The sequence below is a fragment of the Paenibacillus sp. SRL342 genome, assembly GCF_984798905.1.
Genome location: NZ_OZ481790.1, coordinates 1,802,004 through 1,814,211, shown reverse-complemented (window position 1 = coordinate 1,814,211; position 12,208 = coordinate 1,802,004). Strand labels below are relative to the sequence as shown.

The 12,208-nt window shown below is 42.0% G+C and carries 19 protein-coding genes; all 19 read right to left on the bottom strand.

Annotated elements, in window-relative coordinates:
* Positions 1-71: 71 nt before the first annotated feature.
* Positions 72-632 carry a GNAT family N-acetyltransferase gene (locus AC4E8D_RS08285; protein ID WP_221822739.1) on the bottom strand — a complete coding sequence of 187 codons (561 nt, stop codon included), beginning with the start codon at positions 630-632 and terminating at the stop codon, positions 72-74.
* Positions 633-659: 27 nt separating this feature from the next.
* Positions 660-1,082: a YhfM domain-containing protein gene (locus AC4E8D_RS08280; protein WP_221822737.1), complete on the bottom strand. Its 423-nt coding sequence runs from the start codon at positions 1,080-1,082 to the stop codon at positions 660-662.
* A gap of 98 nt (positions 1,083-1,180) precedes the next feature.
* Positions 1,181-1,861: a protein kinase family protein gene (locus AC4E8D_RS08275; RefSeq protein ID WP_221822735.1), complete on the bottom strand. Its 681-nt coding sequence runs from the start codon at positions 1,859-1,861 to the stop codon at positions 1,181-1,183.
* Between the two features lie 138 nt (positions 1,862-1,999).
* Complete coding sequence (locus AC4E8D_RS08270; protein ID WP_221822732.1) at positions 2,000-2,779, bottom strand: hypothetical protein; 780 nt, start codon at positions 2,777-2,779, stop codon at positions 2,000-2,002.
* Between the two features lie 107 nt (positions 2,780-2,886).
* Positions 2,887-3,048, bottom strand: a complete 162-nt coding sequence (locus AC4E8D_RS08265) for a hypothetical protein (RefSeq protein WP_221823555.1) — start codon at positions 3,046-3,048, stop codon at positions 2,887-2,889.
* Between the two features lie 171 nt (positions 3,049-3,219).
* Positions 3,220-3,552 (bottom strand): HIT family protein, encoded by a 333-nt coding sequence (locus AC4E8D_RS08260; RefSeq protein WP_221822730.1) that lies wholly within the window; start codon positions 3,550-3,552, stop codon positions 3,220-3,222.
* Positions 3,553-3,591: 39 nt separating this feature from the next.
* Positions 3,592-4,182: an HD domain-containing protein gene (locus AC4E8D_RS08255; RefSeq protein ID WP_339307499.1), complete on the bottom strand. Its 591-nt coding sequence runs from the start codon at positions 4,180-4,182 to the stop codon at positions 3,592-3,594.
* A gap of 33 nt (positions 4,183-4,215) precedes the next feature.
* Positions 4,216-5,055, bottom strand: a complete 840-nt coding sequence (locus tag AC4E8D_RS08250) for a GNAT family N-acetyltransferase (RefSeq protein ID WP_221822725.1) — start codon at positions 5,053-5,055, stop codon at positions 4,216-4,218.
* Between the two features lie 53 nt (positions 5,056-5,108).
* Complete coding sequence (locus AC4E8D_RS08245) at positions 5,109-5,561, bottom strand: GNAT family N-acetyltransferase (protein ID WP_260632879.1); 453 nt, start codon at positions 5,559-5,561, stop codon at positions 5,109-5,111.
* Between the two features lie 4 nt (positions 5,562-5,565).
* A complete protein-coding gene (locus tag AC4E8D_RS08240) occupies positions 5,566-6,327 on the bottom strand; it encodes an aminoglycoside adenylyltransferase domain-containing protein (protein WP_221822722.1) in 762 nt (253 codons plus the stop codon).
* Between the two features lie 26 nt (positions 6,328-6,353).
* Positions 6,354-7,247 (bottom strand): PhzF family phenazine biosynthesis protein, encoded by an 894-nt coding sequence (locus AC4E8D_RS08235; RefSeq protein WP_221822721.1) that lies wholly within the window; start codon positions 7,245-7,247, stop codon positions 6,354-6,356.
* Positions 7,240-7,905, bottom strand: a complete 666-nt coding sequence (locus AC4E8D_RS08230; RefSeq protein ID WP_221822719.1) for a Type 1 glutamine amidotransferase-like domain-containing protein — start codon at positions 7,903-7,905, stop codon at positions 7,240-7,242. Before AC4E8D_RS08230 ends, AC4E8D_RS08235 begins: the two co-directional genes overlap by 8 nt.
* A gap of 20 nt (positions 7,906-7,925) precedes the next feature.
* On the bottom strand, positions 7,926-8,468 hold the full coding sequence (locus AC4E8D_RS08225; protein WP_221822717.1) for a GNAT family N-acetyltransferase: 543 nt from the start codon (positions 8,466-8,468) through the stop codon (positions 7,926-7,928).
* 6 nt (positions 8,469-8,474) lie between these two features.
* The gene (locus AC4E8D_RS08220; RefSeq protein ID WP_221822715.1) at positions 8,475-8,885 is read right to left on the bottom strand and encodes a DUF6979 family protein; all 411 of its coding nucleotides are present in this window, start codon (positions 8,883-8,885) and stop codon (positions 8,475-8,477) included.
* A gap of 24 nt (positions 8,886-8,909) precedes the next feature.
* The gene (locus AC4E8D_RS08215) at positions 8,910-9,425 is read right to left on the bottom strand and encodes a nucleoside deaminase (protein WP_221822713.1); all 516 of its coding nucleotides are present in this window, start codon (positions 9,423-9,425) and stop codon (positions 8,910-8,912) included.
* Positions 9,426-9,519: 94 nt separating this feature from the next.
* Positions 9,520-10,089, bottom strand: coding sequence for a histidine phosphatase family protein (locus tag AC4E8D_RS08210; RefSeq protein WP_221822711.1), 570 nt, complete (start codon positions 10,087-10,089; stop codon positions 9,520-9,522).
* 14 nt (positions 10,090-10,103) lie between these two features.
* Entirely contained in the window at positions 10,104-10,595 is a 492-nt protein-coding gene (locus AC4E8D_RS08205; RefSeq protein ID WP_221822709.1) for an NUDIX hydrolase, read from the bottom strand.
* A gap of 223 nt (positions 10,596-10,818) precedes the next feature.
* On the bottom strand, positions 10,819-11,658 hold the full coding sequence (locus tag AC4E8D_RS08200) for an adenylyl-sulfate kinase (RefSeq protein WP_260632878.1): 840 nt from the start codon (positions 11,656-11,658) through the stop codon (positions 10,819-10,821).
* 59 nt (positions 11,659-11,717) lie between these two features.
* Complete coding sequence (locus tag AC4E8D_RS08195; protein WP_449004173.1) at positions 11,718-12,182, bottom strand: hypothetical protein; 465 nt, start codon at positions 12,180-12,182, stop codon at positions 11,718-11,720.
* Positions 12,183-12,208: the final 26 nt, after the last annotated feature.

Sequence of the window (12,208 nt, the reverse complement as noted above, 5' to 3'; positions counted from 1 at the left end):
CGTCCACGATCGATGCAAAAAAATAAAGAGATGACCCCTATACAATACAGGTCGTCATCTCTTTTGTTCATTCATTTTACTATAAAATCCTGTACTTCACACAGCCATACCATATGGTCAGTTCCTTCGCCCCAGTAGTTCTTCGCCACCACATAGGGTTCACCGAATTTGCGTTGCCACTTTTTCTGTGCGATCTGGTAACCGCTATCCAGGCAGAATTGCTCAATTCCCAGCCGCTGCAGTTCAGTAACCAGGGCGAGAATCAGCGCCGAACCAACCCCCTGTCCTTGAACCTCGGGCAACACATACAGGCTACCCAGTTCTCCGATACCGTTTAGCCGACCCTCTGTACATTCTCGAATCTCCTTACCACACGGTCCATACGAGATTGTGCCTACAATAACATCTCCCATTTTGGCGACGAGGAAAAATACACTTGGTTCTATGTTGTCCTTTGCTTGCAATGCCTTGTGAATCATCGCTTTTTTCTGTGCTATTTCATCCTGAATATCATCCAGAAGCGAGCCAATCCCCTCCTTATCAAATGCTGAGGGAATGGTTGTCTCGAACACCTGATACACTCCATCTGCATCCGATCGCGTCAAAGGTTCAATGGTAATTTTGTCATCCACAGGTTCTTCTCCGTTCCATTTACCTTCTTAATCTGTACGTCGCTGAATCAGTCTTCTTATTTGATTCGAATCCTCAAGAGGAATGCTATATCCAGTGTGCGTGTCTTCATGGTTTACTAACACGCCTTGCATCTTGGGATCCATTCCTAATGAAAAATCATACCGTGTTATCGAGCCATCCACATTGGTTATGCTCAGGTCGTACTGTGTACCATAATCGAGAATGCCGGGCATACGCTCAGCCTTATGTATGGCCTCCATCATGATCCGTATCTCGTCAGATCGATCAAACTTAACATCTTGGCATGGTTCCAAAGTGAGGTTTGGATTACAGGTTAAGGTGATCAGCACAGGAAGCCCCTCTTCCGCGTTCGATTCATTCGGTTTACTGCACCCTGCAATGAATGCGGCAATGACACATACGAGCAACACTCCTACATATTTCACCATACTGCACGCCTCCCTGACTTAGTATTAAATAAACTAGTAATGAGTAGAGAAGTAATAAATACAGTATATAATGACTCAACTGCACTAACTATTTATATTCATATCAAGTTACGTAACTCCGGGTCCCATGAAGACAACAAAGCGATCAGTCGCTCTAAGGTCTCTTCCACAAATACCTGAACTCTCTCACCCGTGATGAACTCAGGAGTAATTCCCGGTTCTTCCCCATTAAGAAAAGAAAACGTGTGGTCCCGCCAGCGTACAATCTCATCAGCAGTTAAACGATCCGTCATGTCATAACCCGGTGAACTGTTGAGCACCTGCCATACCTCTTCGCTCCAACTTGAACCTTGATAGAGATTAAAATCGATCTGGTCCGTCTCCTGGTAATATAAACGCGCTAGTTCATCCTTCGATCTGCTACTGCCTGTATGTTGGTCTACCTTGTTGACCCGTTCGACGAATTCGGGATGCACACTACGGAACCAGTAATAGTCTGTTAGCACAAGCATAAAGTATCCTCGCACAAACCACTTCCATCCTTCATCGGTAAGTTGGTGCATATAGAATGAGTAAAGATCCTTCAATTCACCAACGTAATCTCCATCATCTTTCGGGTTGAAATGGGTGTACTCCTTATCATCTCTGGTTGTACCTTCACGCATATGTATGGAATCCGGGGCGATATTCCCCAGATAGAATGAACCTCGATCAGTCTGCATTTGCAGCGAGTCTGCAATCAGATTAGCAATATTGAGATGAACCATAGGTAACGGCATAGAGTTAATCTCCTTTTATCGGGAAGTATTCTACTATACTTAGTAAAAAGAAACGATATAACCTACTGGTGCAACGTACAGATCACTGGAATAGTGAGACTTCGCTAGGTTCCATCCTTTTTCACCGTAGATGCGTGATTATCCCTGAACTCTCTCCACTTGCATGCGGTCAAACAGCTGCTCCAGATCCGTATGGTACTCCGGGTGCTCCTTCACAAGCAGACTAATATATTCCGACCCACATTCATAGAACATCAAGCGGTTAAACGGAGCTGTATCTCCAAAATGATTGCTTTCCTGCCCAAATTTTGCCCGAATCAGATTCTCAATATAACGAGCGTAACCCTCGTTCCACTCCAACCAGCTCCAGTACTCGGCTTGTTCTTCATTTAATGAAGTGAACAACGCCTTTCTGGCTGTGTGTACTTGTATCAGGTCTTTACTCTTCAAAGCAGACAACAATGAGTTAATCCGTTCCACAACGACTTCATTTTCATAGGGAAACTCATAATCCAGTTCCCATGTCACACGCTTCAGTTGGTCCATTTTATGCTTAATCTGAAGACGGTTGACGATCCGTTCATCATATTTCTCATATACATAACAATGAACATATTCATGGAATAGATAGACTTTCTGCTCCAGATCTTTGAACGCTGCATCCGTTACAATCGCACACATTCGTCCGTTCATATGATGCACCGGCATTGCCGCAAGGCACTCATCTGGAATATATAAATCGTCCGGTACCGTCTTCACCCACTCATATTGCTGCGTTTTGGACGAATAATCATAGATATATAATAAAGCTTCATAGGCTACAACTACTGGATAATGTTCTGCAAACAAAGGATGTAGACTAACCAAGTCTTTCTGAAGCTCGTTTAACTCGTTAATTTGCTCTAAAAAAGCATCCATATCATTAACCTCTCTTTACTGGATTGATGCGTTAATCATACTAGAATAGAAAAGATAAAACACTGAGAGAAAAATGATAATTCTGTTCGAGTATGAGATGCTGAACGTTAGAAATGCTCTCCGCGTTTCTCATACAGGTAGATATCCAGTGCCTGAATCCCACGTCGGGCTAGCTTAATAAACAGGATCAGCGCATACACGCCCAGTCCATATAACAACACATTAATCAACATTGCGAATATTGTAATGATAGAACCAAACATCATCATTATTCCTCCTAATTAGTCTATTAAATTATCACTCCCTATTCTAGCATATTTTTCCTCAGTTAACTTTTCTGGTAGATGTAAGGGCATTTAGAGTACTTATAATTAAAAATAAAAAAAACCTTCCATACCCGTGTGAGAAGGTGGGAGATTTATAATCCGGTATACAGTTTCCTAAGTTCGTTCACCACTGACTATATGCCAATGTTGATGCTTCGAGTCTTGATAGTTGCCCAAGTTAGTTATAATCTTCGACGAGCCTGTCTGGTTCACCATGTCAGCAGCAATCTTTTTAATGACACGCATCATTTCCAATAAAAGTTCATCATTATTCTCTGCTTCTTGGGAAATGAATGACCGGATATGAATCTTGGGAATTACCACGATATGGTGTTCGTAGTATGGTCGGGTATGGTGATAGGCTAATACTTGATCTGTTTCCCAAACAATATTTACTTTTGTTTTACCACTGAGCACTTCATCACAATAAAAATCCTCTGTCATCATGCTCCTCCTTCTTCAAAGTACATACGATTAAACGTATCCTTATGATTTGGTCAAGATTCCCTGGTCCACAGATTTCTGAATAAGCTGCTCCGCATACTCCCACAATGTTTCGGAACCGTTTGCAATCTCACGGTTTCTGTTTAACACCTGATCACTTGTAATGTTATATTTCTGCCACGTATCTCCCTCATTCTGATGATTGTGGATCAGAGGCTGCAACCGATCAAGAGATGAGGCAAATTGTGCTTCAGGAGTCTGCTTTGCTTCAAACTCTAACCATAATTGGAGTAGTTCTTCAGCCTGTTCCTTAGGCAACATACCAAACAGCCGATGAGCCGCCTGGAGTTCACGATCGTATTTATCCGTGTGTCCCACCGTATCGTAAGCGAATGTATCTCCGGCATCAATCTCGACCAGATCATGAACGAGAAGCATCTTAATGACTTTGAGGATATCCACATCCTTGTTGGCATGACTCTGCAAAACCAAAGCCATCATCGCCAGATGCCAGGAATGCTCCGCATCATTTTCAAGTCTCTCACCATGCATAATTCTCGTCTTTCGTTCAATCGTTTTGAGTTTATCAATCTCAATGAGAAAGTGAATCTGATCCTGTAATGAGTCGCTCATAGCACATCCTCCTTCATTTTTCCGATTCACAATCTATATAGAGAGGTCATACCAGTAGACTTTATAGTTAAAATCGAGTGACATCCCCATGCCTTGTGCCAGATGAATTGAGCCTGCATTGTCCGGTGAACAATCCCAATACGGATGTATGCCTACACGACCGCATTCTTCCACAAAAGCTTTTGCCACCTTCGCACCATAATTCCTTCTTCTGTAGACTTCAACCGTTTCAATATCAACTGCATGTGTCTGATCTGCGATAAATGCCGAAAGGCAAACACACGCGATATCATCGTTATGCACTGCAATATAGCCAAATCCATGTTGTAAAAAATCATCTATTGTCGTCCAGAAGTAAGAGATTTTATCCTTCAGGAATTGAGAATTGTTATATCTTTTCTCTCCTAATAGTACTTCATCTATCCTGAGAATTCTGACTTCCTCGTCCTGTGAAGCACATATGTCGAGAGGTACTTGATGACTTATCGAATCTGGATTCAATTTGAATACATGTTGAATATCACTGGAAATCTCTCTTTTCCCGGAGATGTGCCGAAGAACATCTTCCCAGGCTTCGTCCACCACACCAATTTCAACAGCATGCATATGTAAGTCCAATAACTCAGGTTCAATACGTTCCCGCATGTACTCTTTCAATTCATTCAGAAAGGGCTCACTTCGAGAGTCGCCGATCAACTGAAAACCGGACTGTCCATGTATCCAAATTAGTGCTGCTGTGATATTCTCTGCATCATCTACATAGATCCGTCCCGGGTTCAAGCCAGACGCCACCGCCTTGACTTCAATATTCTGACACGAGTCCGTGAGATGTTTTACTTTATGGAATTCATGTTTATTAATCTCGGTAATCATAGATTCATTCCTCCCGAATTCAAGACAACGCCCTAAAGCGTGTGTAACCTCTATTAAATCTTATATTCATAGATTCTCGTCTCTTCATCATCAAGCAGATATCCTTTGCCGATATAGGCCCAGTTATTTTTTTCATAATAATCGGTCAGATCAGTACACAAATACAGCTTGTCATACCCTTTTGCTTTCACCTCATTCAATGCATGGGTCTGGAGTTGTCCACCCAGATTCTGGCCCCGATATTCTGGATCAACATGAAGACACGCAAACCAGGGAAAAAGATCCTGCCTGCTATTCAGATCACTTCGCAACAAAGCGCACCCACCGATAATTCGGTCTCCGTCCAACATCACATAAAATCTTGGTACATCACTCTCTGTATCCACAGAACGCTCTATACAATCCCGATAGAAATGGAAGCTTGATTCCGAGCCCCATTGTTTCCAGAAATACTGTACTGCTTCTTGCAGCACGTCCGGCTTCTGCCGAATATCAATAATTTGCAAAATGTTAATCTCCCTTCAATTGGATCTGATTCAACATATATTCCGCATACTCCCGAAGTAAGGCTTCACTCAAATTCACATTCTCCAAATCACCATTGTACTTTGCAAGACATTGTGAGATGACTTCCTTGTATTTAGTGGGAAGGTTTGTAAGTGCCCATTCTCCTGCTTCTCGCTTGGAATGAATGACTGAATCTTTCACGTACAAAAGAACCCGGGATAGACTCAATACATAGTAGACTGGGTTGTCCGCAATTTCTTCCATAGCTGAACTCACGTCCGATGTAATTGAGGCAATCATATGTTCACGATTTTCCGGTTGGAACAGATCCTTAATGGGTTTACCATCCAGCACAATACCTCGATCATAGATGACAGCCATATGTGCTACCAGATCCGGATCTTCATATCCACCACAGAGATATTGCTCTTCCGTTCGATATTTCTCCCGGTGATAGGCAGAATAATGAAATTCGAAAGGAGTAGGGTATGCCATACTTACAATCGTAGATTCCAGCACAATACTGAGTTCAAAACCTTTCGTAATGTGCATCTCATCTTCAATATGCATTAACTTTTGTGCAATCCTTCGATAAGTGTCGGCAGATCGCTTTTCCCGGCTAACGACCAATATATCGATATCACTCTGATTTGGATGAAAGCATCCCATGGCCATAGAACCGTGTAAATATATTCCCACCAAGGCATCCGTTAATTCTTCTTTCAAGACACGAGTAACGCTATCTAAAACAGTCTTTTCATTCAACAAGATCAACTCCTTTAGGTATATGATCAGGTGTCCAATTCAACGTTCAGTTCACGCACAAATACAGCTGTCCCCTTTATTCTGACATCCATATCCTCACCATCCCGAATCACACTCACTTGAATCTTTCCATCTCTTCCAATCTCATGCCCTTGCTCTACCACAAACTGTACCTCATCAATCTCCGGTTTCACATAGGTTAAATAATAAGCACCCATCACCCCGGAGGCTGTTCCAGTCACTGGATCTTCAGTCGTACCAGAGTAAGGTGAAGAGAAATGTCTGGCATGCATCATCGCATCGGAATCACGGGTTTCGAAACAAAAGGGATGCAGGGAAGCTTTGGGAGTCTCAATTAAAATTCCAGGGAACAGGGAAGAATCCGGTTTCATTTTCATAAAAGAGTTCAGTTCACGAGTCGGGATTAATAACGTCCAGGTTCCTGTACTTCCATAAACGATTGGCGTGGAAAGGTCAACATCATTCAGAGTGAGATTGATGGCGCTTACCAGCTTCTCGATATCCCCCTGGAATGGTATAAACTGCGGCTGATCCTGTTTCATTTCCATGTAAATGGTGTCGGCATTGCGCTCAAATCGTATGGGTAATGTACCTACATTGGTTTCAATTGTGATCAATTCTTTGTCACTTAACATACCACGCGTCTTCAAACCATACAGTGATGCCATTGTGGCATGACCACACAGATTAATCTCATGCCCCGGTGTAAAATAACGTAGTCTGACGTCAGCTACTTCAGAGTTCAACACAAATACCGTCTCATTAAAACCAACCTTATAAGCGATCTGCTGCATCTCCGTCTCACTGAAATGATCAGCATCAAAAACCACTCCTGCCGGGTTACCTTGACCCGGAACGGTAGAGAAAGCATCATAATGATAGACCGTAATATTACTCATCAACAGACCCACTCTCTCTGTAATCTACGAGACTCACATTTCCATATAACTCTACGCTTTCACCATCCATTACAAGCCCGCCACCATCTTGGCACACATAAACAGCCGTACGATTAACACGGGTATACTCTCTTAATGAATTCAGGGTGTCTTCCGAACCATCCCAGTGCGGTGCAAACTCAAAATCAACGAGCCCCAGCGCTTTTATATCATTCAAACCCACTTTATTTTCATCTGCATCTTCCCCATACCCGGCTATCTCTATCGTAGGTGTAGTCAGAATACTGCCTGCGCTGACCCCAATCAGAATGCCGCCACTCTTCACATAGGAACGCAGCAAACCAACCATATTTCTCTTCTGTAATAAACTTAGAAAATAAAACGTATTTCCGCCGGATAGATGAATCCCATCACATTCGAAAATAGCGCCAAATGTGCTCTCCTCATACTCCAGATCAAGATCATAATATTGAATGTTATCTACTCCTAATTTATTATAGTAACGTCTAGTGTGTTCAAAATACTTTCGCTCCGGATCGGAGCACGAAGGGATATATCCGATGGAAGGCTGTGCACTTTCGAATAAGCTTCGTATTCTCTGATCCAATTTATCATTAGACTCGAAGAGCAAATCACTTAACAGAACCAACGTAGTCATCTTATTTCCTCCCGTACCTATTAGACAGACTTAAATTCTCTATCCAAAATCGAGAAAAAGTACTGGTCGGTCCACTGATTGTTCCACCATAGCTCTTCCTGGAAGATGGCCTCCCGTGTCATACCCACATGCTGCATCAGTGCGGCAGAGCGAACATTTTGTGAATTGCACATGCCAACGACCTTATGAGCTTGTAACTCTTGAAATACAAATTGTAACAAAAGAAGGGTAGCTTCACTCCCGTATCCTCTCCCTGCATATTCCGAAAGTACAGCGAATCCAAGTTCCCAACTTTTGCGGTAATCCACATAACTCCACATCTGAACTATACCAATGGGGGTATCTTCCGGATCATTTATGCGGCGTATAACGAAATCATAGGCATATGGTTTCTCATCTGCGAGAGCAAAATGGCTGCGATATTTCTCACGGACCTTTTCCTCATCCGTTTCAACAGTTTCCTCAAAGCTCCATATATTTGTGTCACATTCAAGTTGACATATGAAGTCGAGGTCCTGTTCTGTGACTGATGTTATTCTTACCTTCTCTCCCACGAATTCCATGTGAATTCATCTCCTTTCTGTAAGGATCATTCCTTTTCCCCATAGTCCTTTAACAATATCGACCTGATAGTTTGACTTAATCACTTTGCCCTCAGTGACTGCTGACCACAATCTCTTACTATCTTCATGAACCATACTAGAGTTCTTATAAAATAATTTAACCGTGTTAATGGCATATCTTTTATTTAACGAGTTCTCTCTATGATTATATCTCCCTTGGGGAATACCTCTGACATAACCATCCTCACACAGACCTAGAAAAGCAGTTCTGGGACAGCCTTTCCGTTGTCCCCAACTTCCCTCACCGAATAACTCTCCAGTTGCAAAACTCCAAGCCTCAACTGGGTTACCAAATTTCTTGGTCTCTACGTAATGAACTGCATTAATAGCGGCTTGAACATATTTGTTTTGAGACATACGAACATCCCCTTTATAAAAAGATCATTGTTTAGGAATCTCCCATTCTGTATCAAGCAAACCTCTACCAATGTTCCATTTGGCGAGCAAAGCTCTCTGTCTGTTTTCCAGATCAAGATAGGGTGCTGCAACACAGGATAACGTGTCAAACATATGGATAAAATGAGGTCCTTCCTTGAAACGTCGAAGCCCGCCATATTCTTCATCATCCGCTGCCCATACAATCTTTTTAATACCCGACATTAATATGGTACAAGAACACATAGGACAAGGTTCACAGGTAGTATAGAGCGTCAGTTCTTTCTTCTTCATGAATCTCTTCTTGTCTACATCCAGCAAATGTTTTCCTGCCCGACGAATGGCATCCACCTCAGCATGTGCTGTAGGATCGCAATCCGAGAAGACTCGGTTTCTGCCTTTACTCACGACATTCCCATCCACATCCACGATTATCGCACCAATCGGATACGTTCCTTCAATAAGTGATTGTTCTGCTTCTTCCAGAGCCAAAGTTAAATATTCATAATCCGATAACTTCATTGAAAGTCCCCCTTAGTACAGTTATAGACCACTTACAAAACAGAAGCCTTGTGTAATGTGTAGTAGAAGAGATTGATGAGATCTCCTTAGATCGTTAAAAGTTCCTGATCGTGTACTGCCCTGCTTCACCAAGAAAATCACTTTTGGTTAACCCTTTTTCTCCGAGTAACATCCTGTAGTTCGATATCGTACCATCATGTGAAATGATAAACGTATTGCCGCTCTGTTGCCTGCACCATTCAAGAAGCTGCTCAGCTAATTCCTTGAATCGATGTGCATCCATCTGATTAATACTTTCTTTCCAACAATCAAAACCCAAATCAAGCATTCTTATGTCAGTATACTGATGGCTGAGTTCTTCCTTGGAATAGATCTGATCGCAGACGAAAGGTACAAACTCTGGATTCTGAGGAAACATTCTTGGGCCAACCAGCGGGCTGAAGAACGCAAGATTTTTGTTAGAGGTTAGGAGTTGTGCTGTTTCAATAGTACGTTTCGTTGGACTAATCAAAATGACGTCTTCAGGCGAAAAAAACACTTGTTTACGCAACGCTATAACCTGACTTTTCCCCAATTCAGTGAGGCCAGGGTGCAGGCAATTTAATTGATTAGGGTAATCTACCAAGTGTTCGCCATGACCATGACGAATAAATGTAATGTCCATAGGCACCTATCCCTCTATTTCTGAATGAAGTGTTTGATGCCTTTTGCATCAAGGAGATTAGTCAGTTCCTTTTTCAAAAACACAGGATAGACTTCCATCTGCTCTAGTTCGTCCAAGGGAAACCATCGGAAGAATAACTTACCGTTATCCTCTAGACCTTTGAATTCAATTTCATTATAGAGCTTATGGGCTTCCGGCAATGTGATGAGATAATAAAAGCCAACTTCATGATATTTCAGGCCATCATATTCAAAGAAATCTTCACTAACAAATGCGAGCCTTTGCGCTTCTACATGAACACCCAGTTCCTCCGCCATCTCTCGCACAATAGCCGCTTCTGTTGTCTCGTGCAATTCCACCCGCCCTCCGGGCAGATTCCAGAAATCATCCTGTTCAGTCGTATGCAAAAGAACTCTTCCCGCATCCATCACAATACCTGCCACACGGAAGTTGAATTTGTTGTTATTTTGTTCATACGATACATTATTGTTATCTGCAGTGGTCATCTCGCTGACCACCCATCAGCAAATCCGTCCATGAATCCCATGATGAATGAGGGAATGATGAGTACGAGCAATAAAATTAAACTGGCTATGCCCCATCTAAAAATTACTTTCCGTTTGCTTCGAACACCTATAATAATTAAGATTGCGGTTGTTGCAATTAGGGCTACTTCATAAAATGTCATAAAACTGACCTCCGGTATGTATTCGTATTTCATTAAGGTTATTACAGAATCTTTTCTAGTTTGCGCCTACAAGCCTCGAGGTCATAATCCGAATTATCCAGCCATACCTTATCCATCTCAAGTAAGCCATAGATTTCGGACTCCAGCTTCTTTCTTTCCTGCAAAACCTGTACCGTACCCTTAACACCCTGATAACCCTGTGCCTGTCCCAAACCCTGGTTCGTATAATAATTAATGAATCCCTCTGACCATTCTTTTGGTCTTTCACTAACCGCCTTATCGAATGTATAGGATATATCTTTCTGGTCGATATAGATGAGAAGCGGGTTCAGAGCATGAATGAATCGCCCCAGTTCCAATACATACTGAACGTTCTGCTCTTTGGATTGATTACATTTGACAAGACCCATGGTTAGTGGATTCTGGATAAAACAACACTCAAATATCGTGATGCAGTCATCATTCGTGCTTAACACGTTTTGGGTGAAATCTTGCCACTTCTCGGTGATCAGCTTCACATTTTGCTCAAAAGGAATTTCGTAAATATCTCGGCTGAAAATATCCTGTACAATGTGATCGGGAAGCTCTATTCCCCATTGCTCTTTCATCTTACGGTATGGAATCAGGAAACCTTGATCATGGGCAATCGCATTACTTTCCAGAATCTCTCTGTATTCTTCATGCGTTTTCAATAAAGCCTCGAAGTCTCCTGTATAATAAAAAGATACGCCCTCGTAATCAGCAGGGTGATCCAGGTTTCCTTCCTGAAATAGTTGTACCTTCTTGCCTTGTTCTATCAAAATTTCGGATACCATCTTGGCAACCGTTGACTTGCCTGAACCCGGTAATCCTTCAATCAGTATTAATCGCCTTGTCATCATTACATCACCCTTTATTTTGTGTGAAGATATGGATCTTCCATGTGTCAGACAGTAAGTTATTAATCAATATCCGCAATAACCCATTGCGCAGAATCGCCATCTTCTTTCTTTTTCCAAAACACCATCGTATTGTTATACTCTTCGTTGTTCTCTTTTAACTCGTTAACCGTCACCACTGCCTGGTAGAGCTTCCTTTGCTCCTGTATAGTTATATCGCTCATAAAAGTAACTTTGAGAACTTTGTATCTTCCCATACCTGATATAGGAGATTTTGGATCAAAAAGATTCATATATCGCTTTTCATCCTCTTCGTATAAATAACGCAGACGGGTATTCATAAGTTTGACGATTTCCAATTTGTCCCCTGTATAGTTTGTTTCATCAAGGTACTCTGGTGGGATGTCTTCATTCTCTTGGGATGTCGATCTTTCTTCATCCAGTTGTGCATCTTCAGTGTGTTCCTGGTTCTGACAGGCCACCAGAAGTAGAAGTAATAATGAAACTACGGTTAACTTTTTCATCATCAATCCTCCATTCAATCATGGATAAC